This window comes from Paraburkholderia xenovorans LB400 (assembly GCF_000013645.1).
Classification (GTDB): Bacteria; Pseudomonadota; Gammaproteobacteria; order Burkholderiales; family Burkholderiaceae; genus Paraburkholderia; species Paraburkholderia xenovorans.
Window position 1 is genome coordinate 867,619 of record NC_007953.1, and the last position, 16,661, is coordinate 884,279.

A 16,661-nucleotide genomic window follows, 5' to 3' on the forward strand; every position below is an offset into this window, starting at 1 on the left:
TAGCATCTAGCGCCAGTGGTGGAAAGCAGTGCCGGGCCTCGGTCCGGCGGCGGCACGACGGATCGAGGCGTTCTTCGCCGCGCAGCCCGCGCTGACCGAGCGCGCGCGTCCTGATCGCAACTGCCAGTACGGGCGCCGTTGTTCCGTGGGAATCGCTGCGGCCGCCGCACGAGGTCGATGGCTCGTCGGGCGCCTTTCGTGCGCCGCGGCACACCTGCACGCTCGATGCAGACAACGATTACGCAGCCGTTCAGGCATGGCTGTAGCTGCACGAATCCGCTGCCCGTCCCACGCTTTTACCGGGGGCGAGTGGATGCTCGTGCGAACCATTGCAGACGGGTTCGGGTGGTCTTATGGCTGGGAAGCGCCGGCGGCACAACGCCGGCGCTTCGTGCTGGACTTCGCGTAGGCGACTGGCCTGCGCGTCAGCGAACTGGTTGGAGCCTGCCTCGGCAACATCGGGACCGACACCCACGGCGATCATTGGGTGAGCGTTATCGGGCAAGGTCGCAAGGCGGGTAAGGTTGCGTTGCCGCCCAAAGCCCGCACCGCGCTGGACTGCTATCTGCTGGAACGAAATCTATCAGTCACGCCGGCCCGGTGGCATCCCGATACGCCGCTCATCGGCAGCCTCGAGCAGGACAGTGCGGCGGGGATCAGCGGTGTACGGCTATGGGAGACTACGCGGCGATTCTTTGCGAAAGCGGCGGAAGTCATCGAGTCAGACAACCCGGTGTTTGCGGAAAAGCTGCGTCGTCCAAATCCTCACTGGGCGCGGACTCGGCATACCCATGCAACGCATGCCCTCGCGCGCGATGTTCAGCTCACAACCGTGCGCGATAATCTGCGCCATGCGTCGATTGCAACGACATCGATCTACCCCGCACAGCGATGACGTGAAGCGCGCCAGGCAAATCCGCGACGCATTCGCTGAGCGAGAGACGCTCAAGCTTGCCTGGTGTTCGCGTGGCGGTATCAACCTGACAGACGATTGTTACTTGATGGAAGGGTTACAACTTTACGTCAATCACCCGCAAACCCCTTGCCCATTAAAGGCCGCCATCGCCACCTTCTTAGAGAATCGATAAAATCTCAACTTTAGTAGAAAATTCGCACCAATTTAGTTCGTTCGACAACTGGTGACAGACAGCAGCCACACCCTACCGCCTGATCTGGAAGTTGTCGGCCGAGAGCCTAACGGGTTCAGCCGGACACAGGCGCACCTTTCTTTTAGCGACTGCGATCATGCGGTGCCGCCCATCCGCAGATGCCTTGAGCATGCGGAGCTGGTCAGCGTCTCTGGGCGGCACAGAATTGTGCTTCGAGCTCTGTCTGCCCCACGGGAGACGGAGTTTGCGGTTGACGGGGGATGCAGACACGCCAGACGGTTAGTTGCATTATTACTGACATGGGTCTCCATCCAAGTCGTTGCAGGAGATGGACTTCACTGCGATGCGAAGATGCAGTCAACTGATACAGTCGGCAATCGTAAATGGTGCCTCCTCACGTGGGATGAGCGTGCGATCCCCGGCGCCCCGCATAAGCACGTAATTTCCGGATGCGAAAATAGCTATTCCAAAATCAGAAATAAAATTCGCATTGAAATTGCAGACGATTGCCTAATTGTTATCAAATATCGCAAATATTAATTTCCCGATCCTTAATTAATCTCCGCAATGTGGGATTCTGTACCGCTTCTGCGACGGGTAAACCCTTTAAACCGAATACCCTCGATGGAAGGTTCGTCAGAGGAGACATTTACCATCCCATTAGCAGTGTGGCGGTTTTGGAACAGTCTGATGTTTCTCATATCGATTTTTGTGCCTGTGAATGGGCGCTTTGCTAGACTGCTGACTAACAAAAGAACGCTGATTAAAAGTAGTTTCACTCCATGCGAAAGATAATCGCAGTCGGCCAGCGGGAAATCGGAGGCGGTCGGAAGACCCGTGTAATTCTCCGCCGAACCCCCTCGCGAACCGCCCGCGAACTCCCTAAAGAAATAGATAGATAGCTGCCCGATGCTTGCGGGACTGCTCGTGGGTGATGTTCCCTTTGATATGTTATGGAGGAGAAGATGGAAATGAAGAAGACTTTGCTTGCCGCTGCGCTGATGACGGCCGGTGCTGTTGCCCACGCGCAGAGCAGTGTGACGCTATATGGCCGACTGGATGCTGGTATCGAGTACATGCACGGCTTGCCAAACAATAACGGCACGGGATCCACCTCGCGCTGGAGGCAGGAAAGCGGAGACTGGGGCACCAGTCTATGGGGCATCAAAGGCATAGAAGACCTGGGTGGTGGAAACCGGGCGCTTTTTCAATTGGAAGGTGCGTTTAGTACTGCCAATGGATCCCTGGGGCTATCGGGTTCGCTCTTCGACCGGATAGCGAATGTCGGCCTCGCCAACGATAACTTCGGTACAGTGCTGTTGGGCCGACAACTGCAGATCGCCAACGGCGACTGGGACTTCGATCCGTTCGGCCAGTCGAACTGGTCGTCCGCCTCTCTGGTTCGCGGGCGCAACTGGGAACATACGAGCAACAACATTTCGTACCAGTCGCCAAAACTCTACGGCTTTGACGTCTATGGCCAATACGGATTGTCGAACTCGACCAACTGGAATGCCGGCGCGCCGGGTGCAGCGACGGGACGCACGGATGGCATCCAGTTGACGTATTCCAACCCGCTCTTCCAGATCCGAGGTATTTACGACGAAATCCGCGACCCGCTCAACGGCCAGCTAGACAATCCGTTTACGGCTTCGCGCGAATATTTCGTCGGCGCGAACCTGTTCCTGGGACCGTTCAAGATACAGGCCGCTTACACGGCTGAGCGGACCTCTGGCGGCGTAATCACCCCAACAGGTTCACCGACTTCACCGACGACCGCCGACATGGAATGGGGCGGCGTGACGTGGCAAGCCACGCCAGTTGCCGCGTTGATCGCGGCGGTATATCACGTCAATGCGAACAACGGCGGCGGCAACGCCACGATCTATACCGTTGGCGGTTCGTACAACCTGTCCAAGCGTACATTACTCGATATCCAGATTGCGACGGTGCGTAACAGCAAGACGGCCAACTTCGGCCTCGATGCCAACAATGAAGGCCCGGGCGGCTTGAGCGACGGCACGTTCAATGAGAATCCGGTGCCGGGCCGCAGTCAGACCGGCGTGTATGCAGGGATTCAGCATTTGTTCTAGAGTTATCCCGGCAACCTTGGCTGTTATTTTTTACGCTGCTGCGAGAGGCGCGTGCCGGCGCGATGTCGTAAGGCATTGCGCCGCTTTTTTCTATCCCGCATGGTGGCGACAAACGCGACTGCCTATGCGCCAATCCCGCATTTTTTCCAGTGGCAAATTCAACCTGCGGCCGCGCATCTCGGTGCGCGACAGCTCGTCCAGACGCTGCAGCGCGGCCACCGCGCCTTGCACGTCCTCGACGATATAACCCGTCACGCCGTGGTCGATCACTTCCGGCACCGAACCGCGGTTGAACGCGATCACCGGCGTGCCGCATGCCATGGATTCGATCATCACGAGGCCGAATGACTCCGACCAGTCGATCGGGAACAGCAGCGCCTTGGCGCTGGACAGAAACTCGGGTTTCTGCGCTTCGTTGATCTCGCCGACGAATTCGACATGCGCCATCGACAGCAACGGCTCGATTTCGCGTTTGAAATATTCCTGGTCGACCTTGTCCACCTTGGCGGCGATCTTCAGCGGCAAACCGCTTTGGGCAGCGATCCTGATAGCTGTATCGACGCGCTTTTCCGGGCAGATACGGCCCAGGAAAGCCAGATATTCCGGCTTTTTGTGCGCTTGCGGAGTCAGCAACTGCTCCGGCAGACCGTGATAAATCGTGTTGAGCCAGTTTGCCTGCGGCAGCGGCTGACGCTGCGAATCGGAAATCGACACTACCGGCACGTTGGAACACGCGTCGAACACCGGCTGCAACTCCGGCAAATCGAGTCGGCCGTGCAGCGTGGTCACGAACGGCGTGTCCATCGTCGTAAAGAGCGGGAACGGCATGTAGTCGAGGTGAAAATGCAGCACGTCGAACTCATGCGCGACCTTGCGCACCTTTTCCATCATCAGCATGTGCGGCGCCAGTGCGTCGCGGATCGTCGGATCGAGGCGCAGCGCACGAGGCCAGCACGCGTCGAGTTTCGCGGACGTAATCGAGTCGCCGCTCGCAAACAGCGTGACGTCGTGGCCGAGATCCACCAGGGCTTATAATATGAGCGACGCTCATATTCTTTCAAGGAACCGAAAAAAGCTGGCACTGGAACGCGGGGATTGCAGCCGGACGGAATGGCGTGGTGCAACTGATGCCTCTGTTTCTACTGTGAGCTATCAGCCAACGATTATGAACCCCTTTGCCGGCCTTGCGAAAGTGTGGATTGGCTCGACCTGGCAGTTCTTTCTGACAGAAAAGGTGTCGCCCTACTTCCCGGGTATGAAGGTTTGAGCAAAAGGCTCACTCAGCACCTCGCGACCGGCCCGCGCTGGAATTCTTCTCGTCACATTCGCTCCTCCTGTGAAGTCAGGCAGGACCTCAATCAATGCGCAGACGCAGGGATAAAGCGCGCATCGAACACGACGCATCCTGACATACCATGACAGACGGTTTCCGCCTTGCATACCAAGCCAAACCGTCAGCCGTCCATTCGAAGATATTGCTACGGAAATAAGAAAGATGGAGATTGTATGAGTCGCCTGGTTGTGGTCTCAAATCGTACGGTCGACCCACGTAAAACTGCTGCCGGCGGCCTCGCTGTCGCTGTGCGGGAAAGTCTTCAGCGCACCGGTGGCCTTTGGTTCGGCTGGAGCGGGAAAATCTACGACGAGTCGGATGAGATGACAAGCCGGCGTGGCGTTCACGTGCAAACACTCGGCAATGTCACACTCGCCACAGTCGATCTGAGCCAGCAGGATCATGACAACTACTATCTCGGCTATGCGAACGGAGTGCTGTGGCCGGTCTTTCACTATCGGCTGGATCTCGCGGACTTCGACACGCGCTTCGCTGCCGGTTACCGGCGCGTGAACCAGCTGTTTGCCGAGAAACTCCTTCCACTGCTCAGACCCGATGACATCATCTGGGTGCACGACTATCACCTGATTCCGCTTGCAGCGGAATTACGCGCAATAGGCTGTGGTAACCGTATCGGGTTCTTTCTGCATATTCCAATGCCGCCGCCGATGATCATGGCAGCCATTCCGGAACACGAATGGTTGATGCGTTCGTTGTTCGCCTATGATCTCGTGGGCTTCCAGGGGCAGATCGACGTCGAGCACTTTACGCATTACGCCGAATCCGAAGCGAACGCCAGACAGGTCGGCCCGCAACAACTCCGTGCATTCAATCGCACATTGAGACTGGGTGCGTATCCCATCGGAATCGATGTGGAGGAGTTCGTCAGTCTCGCCAATGGCAAGGAAGCGCGCGAGATGTTCACGCGGATGCGTGACGAGTATTCGCGTCGACGCCTGCTGCTAGGCGTCGACCGGCTCGATTACTCCAAAGGCTTGCCTCAGCGCATTCACGCGTTTCGAGAACTGCTTGCACACTATCCAGAGAATCGCGATAGCGCGACCTTGATCCAGATTGCGTCGCCTAGCCGCGAAAGCGTGGCTGCCTATGACGATCTTCGTCGTCAGATGGACAGCCTGTGCGGCGCGATCAACGGCGACTACGGTGAACTGGACTGGATGCCGGTTCGCTACATTCACCGGCACGTGGCACGCAAGCGCCTGCCTGGTCTTTATCGCGCGAGCAAGGTCGCGCTGGTCACTCCGCTGCGCGACGGGATGAATCTCGTCGCCAAGGAATTTATCGCCGCACAGGATCCGTCTGATCCCGGCATGTTGGTACTGTCCCGTTTCGCCGGCGCCGCGGAGCAACTCAAGGAAGCGTTGCTGGTCAATCCCTACGACACGCAAGGCACCGCGCATGCCATCCAAAGGGCGCTGACCATGCCGCTCGATGAACGTCGCAATCGTCATGCTGCACTGATGAAAAGGATTCGCGAGCATGACGTCCACTGGTGGTCTTCCAGTTTCCTGGACACACTCCAGGATATTCCTTGAGCGAAGAAAATACGTAAGGCCGATGCATGCAGACGTAGCACCGTATTCTCCACCGGACACGGCGCGACATCTGCATGCTCAATCATGGGAAGCGCGTCAGTCAGAATTTATGACCTATTCCGAGATTGTATTATCCGGAAGTAACATCGTTTCGTGACGCAACACGGCTCGTCAGGCAGTGCGGGAGTTTGCTCACCGGTTGCGTCGTCCAGCGTCACCGCCGGATCCCAGTCATGTCCAGCGATCCAGTCGCGACGGCTCGCCTCCGATGCACCAGCGTGCCCGGCAGCGGCGCCCGCTCGCGCTTCTTGCTCAAGTCGCACAATATCAATGTTGTGGCGGATCGGCCTGGTGTAGGAAAGAATCTGACCGACCACCCTTCGATCGCGATCGCCAGCTATCTGCACCCGGCAGCACGCCGAAATCGCCTGACCCGTCGACACATGGTGCCGGGTTGGCGCTACTCATCCCAGATCGGTTCCGCGAAACACAACATGTTTGCGGTTGCAAGCGGTCAAGGCGCGTGGCATGCCGTGGGCAAGCAGATTGGTTCTGTTCTGGTTATCGTCGATAAGACCTTCTCGAATAGTGGAGAAGTGACCCTTCGCTCTGCCGATTGGCGCGACGAGCCTTCAGTCGACTTCAGACTACTCTCTGGTGCGCGTGATCTGGAACGGCTCGCGGATGGCTTTCACCGAGTCGCGGCGCTGCATGCATACCCTGCGGTATCGCAGATTACCGACTGGATTCTCAAATCGATATCGCCGACGACCAGCAACGCCTCTATCGATTTCATCGGCGACGTGGCCCTACAAATCTCCATACTCAAGCGGACCAAGGCGACCCGCCAGGCCTGAAGCACCGGCTACGGCCAGGGTTCGGGTCCGCAAGCGACGATACCTCGCCTCACACGATTATTCGCTGCGCGGCCTGCCGTCGCTTCTCGGGGTCTAGCGCAGGCGAAATAGCGCAACTGCTTCGTGTAACTGACGACTTTGCTCTTCTAGTGACATCGCTGCTGCCGATGCCTGCTCGACCAGCGCGGAGTTCTGCTGCGTCATCTGCTCCATTTGCGCGACTGTCACGTTCACCTGCTGGATGCCCGTTGACTGCTCTTTCGATGCCAGGCTGATTTCCGCCATGATCGCGCTCACCTGCGTCACCGCCTGCACCACTTCTTTCATCGTGGAGCCCGCGTTCGCGACCAGCTCGCTTCCGTCCTTCACGCGCGAAACCGAGTCACCGATCAGTTCCTTGATCTCCCTGGCCGCCGATGCCGAGCGCTGCGCCAGGTTCCGCACTTCGCTCGCGACTACCGCAAACCCGCGTCCTTGTTCGCCTGCGCGCGCTGCCTCAACGGCTGCATTCAGCGCGAGAATATTGGTCTGGAACGCAATTCCTTCGATCACGCTTACGATCCCCGCGATCTTCCCCGAACTGCCTGAGATAGCGTCCATCGTGGCCACCACGCGGTTGACGACATCGCCGCCGCGCAGCGCAATGTCCGATGCGCCCGCCGCCAGTTCGCTCGCGCTGCGCGCGTTATCCGCATTCTGACTGACCGTGGCAGTCAGCTGCTCCATGCTTGAGGCCGCCTCCTGAAGCGAAGCCGCCTGCTGTTCCGTTCTCCTCGACAGGTCCACGTTGCCACCCGTGATCGCGCGGGTATCCAGCATGATCGTCTCGGCACTGGACCGTACCTTCTGCACCGTCCCGGCGAGGCTGTTCTGCATGCTTTTCAACGCGTCGAGCATGTGGCCCATTTCGTCGTGCCGCTGCCTTTCGACGATGCCGGTCAGGTCACCTGCCGAGATCCGGCCAAAATGATTCACGGCCATGTTGACGGGGCCAACAATCGCCCGGATCAAACTCCGCTGCAACAGAACGCCGATGGCAAGAACCAGCGCGCCCGCGGCGCCAAGGGTCCAGAGCGTCGCGCGGAACGTCGCATCAGCTTGATAGAACCGCCCTTTTTGGCGATCGACCTGATAGTCTTCAAGAGCGGTCAGCGCGTTCTGGTATTGCGAGAACAGTTCGACCGGCGCTTCGCGCTGCGTCGCGAGAAAATCGACCAGATCGTCCTGGTCGAGTTGTGCGAGCGCCTTGTTGAACACATCGGATAACAATTCCTGCCGATCCTTCTGCAGCGCATCGAACAACGCCCGCTCCGCGGGTTGCGCTTCATGCAGCTTGCCGTAAGCGGCAAGCTCCTCGTTGCTTTCGCCCAGAACCTTGTGCAATCGCGCGATCTCGTCCTTCACGGGCTTGCCCGCGTTGATCAGTTGCTCCACTTCGCCGAGCCCGCCGCGCAACACGAGCAGGCGTTCCGAACTGGTCTTCAGGTGCAACAGCGAAGCGGTATCGTCGCGATACATTTGCTCCAGCGCCGCATTATTGCTTTTGAGGCCGGCCATGGCCACCACGATGACCAGGATGAGCAGTACGGTATAACCGGCGATAGTCGTGGCCACGCTGCCACGAATGGTTAGCTGTTTTGTCATAGGTCAAGGACCGCCGCCGATCCGGAGATCCCCACATGGCGGTTAAAAAAGCTCCGGTATCAGGAAAGGTTTCAACGACGCAACGCATACCCGTTTAACGGTCGTTCACGGGGCGAGCATTTATCAAAAACCGACGGGCATCTGTCCAAAACCGCCATAGGGGCTACCGGTGATGCCGGATAATGCTTTTTTTGGGGAGAAGTATCCGTCGAATAGAGCGAGTGCCTTCCCTTCGACGTCGAAACGCCTGCTCAACAGCGACTGGTGCCGCGCGCTCACACGCTGCGGCTCCAGGTGCGCTGCCAGCGGTTCAACCGCTTGCGCCGGATCGGCAGCAGCAGCCCCCGACCATAGCCCATCACTCCGGAGCGGCGATGGCTATGCCGGACTGCCTCACATGGATATTCCAGATACTCGTCGAGCGATGTTTCCACCCGATTGTAAATAGCTGGCTGAACCCCTGTGCCGTGGCACTTCGCGCGAATTTGCGGGCACCGGCACCGCCAGCCATACCGACATTTTCTTCCGGCCATCAGCGGCTTCGGCGGCCCTCGTCCGAAGCATGCTCAGAACCGGTGAACCATAGCCACACGTATCACACCCTGGTTCACACTGGACGAGAGGCCCGCTCCGATCAGCGGGATCTGCGCGAAATCGAAATCGGTGCCGGTATGGGCGCTCACCACATGCTGATACGCTCCCTGCAAATACACAGCCGTGCGCTTGCTCAGGTCGTAGTTCAACATGAGTGCGAGTTGATGCCACTTGGGGCTGTATTCGCCCACTGTCGATGCGAGCCGCGCAGCCGTGAACGTGTATGCGGCACCGACGGAGAAGCCGTGCGGCAAGAAATACTGGCCGTTCACCTCGATATTGTTGAACTTCCACGCATTCCATTTGCCCCCGCGAGGTTGCACTCCGGCCGCGGGCAACCAGACACCAGCCGTCGGGTCATACATATCGACATGCGAATAGGCGAGGCTCACCTGGGCCTTTTCAAACCTGTACGAGACACCCGCGTCGATGTTCTGCTCCGATGAGCCGGTAAACACGGTATCGCTGGTCACGGCTCCGGTCGCCAGGCCGCCATTGTTGATCTTGAGATAGGCAGCCGCCGCTCTCAGTCCACCGTTCTGATACTGAACGGCGGCGCTATACAGACGGTTGTCGGCGAAACCGCCGGCCTGATCGCTGAACGCATACATGCCTTCGACGGTCAAGCCATGCCAGTTCTGGCTCACGTACTTGATCGCATTGTTGACGCGGAAATCCCAATCGGTATTGTCGTTGTCGAACGGATGACCCGCGGCAACGCCCGCCCAGCTGCCCGCTCCCGTGAAGCCACTGAAGAGGTCGACGGTCGGGTCGTATTGGCGGCCGAGCGTCAGCGTGCCGTAGCGATCGGATGCGAGACCGACGTAGGCCTGCCGTCCGAATTCCCGGCCGCCCTGTTGCAAGGCGCCCGTATTGACGTCGAACCCGTTTTCGAGCCTGAAGACCGCCTTGTAGCCGCCGCCGAGATCTTCGCTTCCCAACAGTCCCCAACGACTGTTCGGCACATCGCCGCTTTGCATCCGAAAACTCGTATGCCCTCCACCATTGCTCGTAAAGTTCAAACCATCTGTCACAACTCCGTAGAGCGTGACGCTGCTCTGCGCATGCGCCGCGCCGGCGATCAGGAACATGACAGCGCACGCGTGTTGATAGCGGATCGGTTTCATCGTCTCCATCTCCTTTAGTTCAGCGTTTGATTCGCTGTTTCTCGACATCAACCAACGATTAACGTAGGGTTACTGATTAAATATTACGTACCCGCGCCACGGAATCTCAACCATGGTGCGTCTTCAATCTTGTCCGGCAGACTCGCGCCGCAGGCCGCCGTACGCCGCCCATGACCCCGCGATCAGATAGCCCGCATCGACCGGGAGATTGACGCCTGTAATCGCGCTCGCCCGTTCCGAAGCGAGAAAGACTACCGCTTCGGCGATCTCGTTTGCGGAGACGATATGGCCGAGCGCCGCCGCGTCGCGCAGCACATCGGCTTTCAGGGTATGGGTAGTGAAACCCCGTTCGAGCGCGGGCGTCTGCGTGAAGCCTGGCGATACGCAATTGACCCGCACGCCTTTCGGTCCCCACTCGCCCGCGAGCGTTTCCGTGAGGCTGATGACGCCGGCTTTGGCCGGTCCATAGGCGTGTAGCGGACCCGATCGCATCCCGGCCACCGACGCGATGTTCACGATGCTGCCGCGCCGGCGGTCGGCCATCGGCGCGCCGAAGGCGGCGCAGCAAAGGTATGTGCCGCGCAAGTCGATGCGCGAGACGACGTCCCATTCGCGCTGCGCCAACTCACCGGGCGGGAGTGTCCGTTGCAGGACGCCAGCGCAGTTGACGAGCACATCCGCCACACCGTACCGGGCGCGCACTTCGTTCGCCGCGGCCGTCACCGACGCATCTTCGCCCACGTCCAGCACCAGCGTTTTTCCGCCGGTGGCGCGCGCTACCCGCGTCGCCGCTTCAATGTCCCGGTCGGCGACGATGACGTTCGCGCCGCTACGGCTCAGCAACTCCGCACAGGCGCGGCCGATGCCGCTGCCCGCCCCCGTGACCACGGCGATCGCGCCGTTGAATTCAGCGCTGGCCGTCATGGTCGCTCTCCTTGAGCAGTTCGTCGCGCAGCACGCGCTTGAGGACCTTTCCAGAAGGATTGCGCGGCAGTGCGTCGCGCAGGATCAGTTGCCGAGGCGTTTTGAATCCGCCGAGACGGCCTTCGCAGTGGGTCCGCAGCGCGTCCAGCGTCAGTGTCGCTCCGGCTCGCAGCACCACGACGGCTGTCACCTGTTCGCCCCAACGCGGATCGGGTGCACCGATCACCGCGGCCTCCGCCACCTCGGCAAGCTGATAGATCACCCGCTCCACTTCGGAAGAGGCGATGTTCTCGCCGCCGCTGATGATCATGTCCTTCTTGCGGTCGGTGAGATACAGGAAGCCTTCCTCGTCCATATAGCCGACGTCGCCGGTGCGAAACCATCCGTCAACGAAGCTTCTTGCGGTTTTTTCCGGGTCTTTCCAGTAACCTTGGGTGACTTTTGGACCGCGCACGCAGATTTCGCCTTGCATGCCGGGCGCAAGCATCCGGCCATCGTCGCTCATGATCGCCAGTTGCACGTGAGCCAGCGCCCGCCCCGTGGAGCCGATCTTGTCGAGCTCGCGCCCCTGCTCCATCAGCGTATCGCCGGAACAACTTTCCGTCAGTCCGTAAGCGTCGATATAGCGGGCGCCCGTGAATAGGGATCCGAACTCACGAATGCGTTGTTCCGGCGTACGCTCGCCCCCGCCGACCACCCAGCGCAAACTGCCCAGGTCGAAGCGGTATCGTTCGGGCAATGCCAGAATGCGGCTCAGCATGACAGGTGCCAGCCACGCGCCGGTCAGACGCTCGCGCTCGATCGCTTCCAGCACAGCCTGCGCGTCGAAATCGCGCATGATGCGCAGCATGCCGCCTTGCGCGAGCACGGCAAGCCCCGGCAGATCGCACGCACCGACGTGATAAAGCGGGCCGACTACGAGAAGCCTGTCGTCTTTCGTGATACCCAACGCGGCGATGTGATCGAAGCTTTTCCACGCCACGTTGCCGTAGGAATGCATCACCCCTTTGGGGCGATCCGTCGTGCCGGAGGTGTACATCAGTCGATACAGATCGTCGGGGCGGGACGGATAAGCTTCCGTACAGGGTTCGTGACCGGCGGCAAGCACACTCGTGTCCGACTGCGCCGCGCCGGTCACGGCCTGCGAATGCACAAGGCCGGGGGGCACTTCGAACTCCTCATCGTGAAACAGCAGTTTCGCACCCGAATGCTGGAGAATATAGGCCACCTCGTCCGGACCTAGCCGATAGTTGATGGGAAGAATGACGGCGCCTGCCTGCGAGACCGCCAGCATGATCTCGACGAAGGCCGCGCTGTTCTTCATCAGCAACGCGACGATATCGCCACGACGGATTCGGGTACCCTTCAACATCCCGGCGGTGGCCTCGACGCGCCGCTGCAGATCGCCATACGAAATTGACTGATTGCCGTACATCAATGCGGTACGGGACGGATTCGTGCGCGCCCACCAGGCGACGCTGTCGCTCAATGAAACCATATCGATCCCCTTGTGAAGGACCTGCGCTCAGTACGAGCGCGGCATCTTCAGATCATGATTCGCGACGTAGTTCAGGATCATTTCTTCCGAAACCGGTGCGAACCGGAACAGGCGGCAATCGCGCCATAGGCGCTCGACGTGAAACTCCTTCGAATAACCCATGCCACCCATCGTTTGCATCGCGCGCTCCGTCGCGCGGCTCACGGCCTGCGCGGCCAGGAGTTTGGCGGCATTGGCCTCGCTGCCATACGGAAGACCCATGTCGAACTGCGTCGCGGCCTTATAGTTGAGCAGGCGCGCGGCTTGCACTTCCACGTGACACTGTGCGAGCGGAAACTGCAAACCCTGGTAGGCGCTGATGGGTGTGTTGCCGAATACCTTGCGGTCGTTTGCATAGTCGACGGCGAGCTGGATCGCCAGCTCGCCCGTGCCGACGAGACCCGCGGTCGTCACGATGCGCTCCGTGTTCAGCACGTCCAGCAACTCACGCCAACCTTGATGCAGCGTGCCGATCAGTTCGGTGGGCTCAATCGCGACGTCGTCGAAAAACACACTGCTGGAATCGAGCGTGCAGGTGCCGAGCTTATCGATGGGTGTGAAAGACAGGCCTTCGCGTTGCACATCGATCATGAACATCGAGAGGCCATCGGTTCGCGAGGTCGAGTCCGCGACCTTTTTCGTGCGCGCAACGATCAGCATCTTGTTCGCCGATTGCACGCCCGTGATCCAGATCTTGCGGCCGTTCAGGCGCCAGCCGTCGCCGTCGGCACTGGCGAAAGTGCGGATCTCCAGCGTGTTGGTGCCCGCATCCGGCTCGGTGAGCGCCATGCAACAGTTGATCTCGCCGCTGATGATGCCCGGCAGCAGTTCTTTTCGCATTGCCTCGGGGCCGAAGCGGGCAATCGACACGCCGCCGAAGATCGGATTGATCATGAAGAGCTGACCTACGGTGGAGCCGCCGCCGGTCGCCGCGAGATTCTCGACGATGAGTGACATCTCCATCATGCCGAGCCCGCTTCCGCCGTATTCCTCGGGCAGCGCCACGCCGCACAAACCGGCCTCGCAGACCGTGCGCCAGTATTCGGCCGGAAACGACCTGGCCGCGTCCTGCTTGCGCCAGTACTCCAGACCGAAGCGTTGGCCAATCTGGCGCGCCGTGTCGATCATCATTCGCTGTGACTCGTCAAATCGAAAGTCCATGAGGTCTCCTTCGAACCTGCGCGCGGCAACCGCACGCGTGCTCAGATGTGCAGCGGCCTGCCAAAAGCTGCCAGCACCGATTCGTGCATTGCTTCTGACAAGGTCGGATGAGGGAATACGGTTTCAATCAATTCGCTTTCCGTCGCCTCCAGCGTCGCGGCGAGCGTGAAGCCGTGAATGAGTTCGGGCGCTTCGGGACCGACGATATGCGCGCCCAACAGCTCGCCACTAGCGGCGTCGAAGATCGTTTTCACAAAGCCGCTGGGGTCGCCCAGTGCGATCGCTTTACCGTTCGCGTCGAGGGGAAAGCGGCCAACGCGCAACGCGCGGCCGGTGCGTCGCGCCTCGTCTTCCGTCAGGCCGACGCTCGCGGTTTGCGGATGGCTGTAGACGCAGCCGGGTATCTTCGGCGACGCGTGACGCTCGCCGCGATTGACCTCCGCAATGCGCTCGACGCAGGCGATCGCCTGATGGCTCGCCTTATGCGCAAGCATCGGCGCGCCGGTGACGTCGCCGACGGCATGCACCACGGGATCGCTCGTCGCGCCGGCAGCATCGGCGATGATCAGCCCGCGCTCGAACGCGACTCGCGTGTGCTCCAGCCCCAGTCCTTCGGTGTTGCCGTCCAGGCCAACCGCGACCAGCACGCGCTCGAACTCCCGCTGCTCTTCAGCGTTCTCCGAGCGGAACATCACGCGAACGCCCTCCGCGTGAGCGGCGCTGTGGACCACGCTGCACCCGGTGCGTAGGCGGATACCGTCACGCTCGCACGCTCGGGCAACGAACTCCGAGACATCGGCATCGCTCGCCGGCAAGATACGCGGCGCGACTTCGACGACCGTGACTTCGGTTCCCATCGCGGCGTAGAAGCCCGCGAACTCCATTCCGATCGCACCGGCGCCGACCACGAGCAGCGATTTCGGCACGGCCGTCGCAGCCAGCGCCTCGCGATACGTCCAGATCCGCTCGCCGTCCCACGGCAACGCCGGCAATTGCCGCGCGGCCGCGCCGGTCGCGACGATCGTATGGCGCGCCTGCAACGTCCGAAGCGCGCCGTCGGCACCGTGCACGCGAACCGAACGGTCCGCGGCGAAGGCGGCCGTGCCGGCAAGCACCGTCACGCCCGCCTTGCGCAGCAGATGGCTGACGCCGCGATTGAGCTTCTGCGCGACCTCTCGCGAGCGTGCCATCACCCGTGTGAAGTCGACGACCGGATCGTCGATCCCGATACCGAGATGCGCGGCTTTGCGCACCGTTCGCAAGGTGTCGGCCGTGTGCAGCAGCGCCTTGGTCGGAATGCACCCCCAGTTCAGGCAGATCCCGCCCAACTGGTCACGCTCGCACAAAGCGGTGCGCCGGCCGAGCTGTGCGGCGCGCAAGGCCGCGACATAGCCGCCGGGGCCGCCGCCGATCACGATCACGTCATAATGGTCGTCCATCACGTCACCAGCAGACTGGCAGGACGCTCGATCGCCGCTACGACCTGCCTGAGAAACTTCAACGCGGTCACGCCGTCGAGCACCCGATGGTCGACGGACAGCACGAGTCCCACTTCGTTCTTCAGCGCCGGTTGCCCGTGCGCGTCCGGGCGGAACACCTGGCGAACGCTGCCGACGCCGAGGATCATCGACTGCCCAGGATTGATGATCGAGGTCATCAACGTGACGTCGTGCATGCCCGCATTGGAGACGGTGATCGCGCCGCCTGCCATCTCGGCCGCGTTCAGTTGTCCGGCCTGTGCACGCCCGATTGCCTCGCTGGCGTGACGCGCGACCTCGCCGAGTGCCTGGCGGCCGACGTCGCGTAAGACCGGCACCAGCAAGCCACGTTCGGTGTGCACGGCGACGCCGACGTCCGTCGCGGCAAAGCTGGTGATGCCGCTGTCGTCCCATACGCGATTGGCCTCTGGCACCAGTGCGAGCGCACGGCCCACTGCCGCCACCACGAAATGATTGACGGTGAAGCGCCGATTCGATTGCGCGTCATTCAGCTGCGAGCGCAAACGCTGGACGGCGGATATTTCGGCTTCGACGGACAGGTAGAAATGCGGAATAGTCTGCTTGGACGTGACGAGACGGCGCGCGATGGTTTTTTCGATCGATGTTGCCGCACGCACCGTCGCGGCCTGCGCGACCTGCGCGGCGCGCGAAGCGGTCGCCGGCAACGGCACATCAGGCGCACTGGCCGGCGAATTCGCCGGCGCCAATTCCACGTCGCGCGCGCGGATCCGTCCGCGCGGGCCGCTGCCCGCGAGGTTGGTCAGATCGATTCCCCGCTCGCGCGCGAGGCGGCGCGCAAGCGGCGTAGAAATACCGCGCGCGCCGCTCTGGCCGCTCTGGCCGCTCTGGCCGTTCATAGCGGCGGGCGGGCGGCTTGTCTGCGCGGACGGCGCGGCATTGGCTGCGTTGCTATCGGGTGAAGACGCCGAGGCGGCGGCTGCGTGCGCCGAGGGTTCAGCACGAACCGCATGATTCGTTGCCGCTTGCGGATCGTCGTCCCAATAGCCGATCACCGATCCGACACTCAACGGCATTCCCAGTTCGGCAGTGACTTCCAGCAGGACGCCAGACCCTTCCGCCGATACTTCGTTGGCCGCCTTGTCCGACTCGATCACATACAGGCCCTGGTCCGCATCGAAGCGGTCCCCCGGACTGATCATCCACTCGATCAAGGTCCCCTCGGTCATCGTGAGGCCCAGCTTGGGCACGAGCAGTTCGCGACGCATG

At 60.9% G+C, this 16,661-nt stretch carries 11 protein-coding genes and 3 pseudogenes; 5 read left to right on the plus strand and 9 right to left on the minus strand.

The window, feature by feature from the left end; genetic code table 11:
• Positions 1 to 10: 10 nt before the first annotated feature.
• Positions 11 to 938: pseudogene (locus BXE_RS45085) on the plus strand (tyrosine-type recombinase/integrase); the annotation flags it as partial.
• Between the two features lie 1,142 nt (positions 939 to 2,080).
• On the plus strand, positions 2,081 to 3,202 hold the full coding sequence (locus BXE_RS40665; RefSeq protein ID WP_040123665.1) for a porin: 1,122 nt from the start codon (positions 2,081 to 2,083) through the stop codon (positions 3,200 to 3,202).
• Positions 3,203 to 3,367: 165 nt separating this feature from the next.
• On the opposite strand, the pseudogene BXE_RS40670 reads toward BXE_RS40665, so the two are convergent.
• Positions 3,368 to 4,228, minus strand: a pseudogene (locus BXE_RS40670) (glycosyltransferase family 4 protein); the annotation flags it as partial.
• A 10-nt stretch (positions 4,229 to 4,238) separates the two neighbouring features.
• Between BXE_RS40670 and BXE_RS46220 the strand changes: the two are divergent.
• The 3 genes from BXE_RS46220 to BXE_RS40680 all read left to right on the plus strand — a co-directional run bounded on the left by BXE_RS46220 (position 4,239) and on the right by BXE_RS40680 (position 6,948).
• Positions 4,239 to 4,469 (plus strand): hypothetical protein, encoded by a 231-nt coding sequence (locus tag BXE_RS46220; protein ID WP_148223110.1) that lies wholly within the window; start codon positions 4,239 to 4,241, stop codon positions 4,467 to 4,469.
• 239 nt (positions 4,470 to 4,708) lie between these two features.
• Positions 4,709 to 6,091: an alpha,alpha-trehalose-phosphate synthase (UDP-forming) gene (otsA, locus tag BXE_RS40675; protein ID WP_011493975.1), complete on the plus strand. Its 1,383-nt coding sequence runs from the start codon at positions 4,709 to 4,711 to the stop codon at positions 6,089 to 6,091.
• Between the two features lie 233 nt (positions 6,092 to 6,324).
• Complete coding sequence (locus BXE_RS40680) at positions 6,325 to 6,948, plus strand: hypothetical protein (RefSeq protein ID WP_011493976.1); 624 nt, start codon at positions 6,325 to 6,327, stop codon at positions 6,946 to 6,948.
• 93 nt (positions 6,949 to 7,041) lie between these two features.
• On the opposite strand, the gene BXE_RS40685 is transcribed toward BXE_RS40680, so the two are convergent.
• The 8 genes and pseudogenes from BXE_RS40685 to BXE_RS40715 form a co-directional block, all read right to left on the minus strand.
• Positions 7,042 to 8,592: a methyl-accepting chemotaxis protein gene (locus BXE_RS40685; protein WP_011493977.1), complete on the minus strand. Its 1,551-nt coding sequence runs from the start codon at positions 8,590 to 8,592 to the stop codon at positions 7,042 to 7,044.
• Between the two features lie 255 nt (positions 8,593 to 8,847).
• Positions 8,848 to 9,026, minus strand: a pseudogene (locus BXE_RS46225) (IS701 family transposase); the annotation flags it as partial.
• A gap of 132 nt (positions 9,027 to 9,158) precedes the next feature.
• A complete protein-coding gene (locus tag BXE_RS40690; protein WP_011493979.1) occupies positions 9,159 to 10,313 on the minus strand; it encodes a porin in 1,155 nt (384 codons plus the stop codon).
• Between the two features lie 123 nt (positions 10,314 to 10,436).
• Entirely contained in the window at positions 10,437 to 11,237 is an 801-nt protein-coding gene (locus BXE_RS40695; protein WP_011493980.1) for an SDR family NAD(P)-dependent oxidoreductase, read from the minus strand.
• Positions 11,221 to 12,735, minus strand: coding sequence for an AMP-binding protein (locus BXE_RS40700; protein ID WP_011493981.1), 1,515 nt, complete (start codon positions 12,733 to 12,735; stop codon positions 11,221 to 11,223). Before BXE_RS40700 ends, BXE_RS40695 begins: the two co-directional genes overlap by 17 nt.
• A gap of 27 nt (positions 12,736 to 12,762) precedes the next feature.
• Positions 12,763 to 13,935, minus strand: coding sequence for an acyl-CoA dehydrogenase family protein (locus tag BXE_RS40705; RefSeq protein WP_011493982.1), 1,173 nt, complete (start codon positions 13,933 to 13,935; stop codon positions 12,763 to 12,765).
• 41 nt (positions 13,936 to 13,976) lie between these two features.
• Positions 13,977 to 15,374 carry a dihydrolipoyl dehydrogenase gene (gene lpdA, locus BXE_RS40710; protein ID WP_011493983.1) on the minus strand — a complete coding sequence of 466 codons (1,398 nt, stop codon included), beginning with the start codon at positions 15,372 to 15,374 and terminating at the stop codon, positions 13,977 to 13,979.
• Complete coding sequence (locus tag BXE_RS40715; protein ID WP_011493984.1) at positions 15,374 to 16,660, minus strand: dihydrolipoamide acetyltransferase family protein; 1,287 nt, start codon at positions 16,658 to 16,660, stop codon at positions 15,374 to 15,376. The genes lpdA and BXE_RS40715 overlap by 1 nt, the downstream gene beginning before the upstream one ends.
• Between the last annotated feature and the right edge of the window lies 1 nt (position 16,661).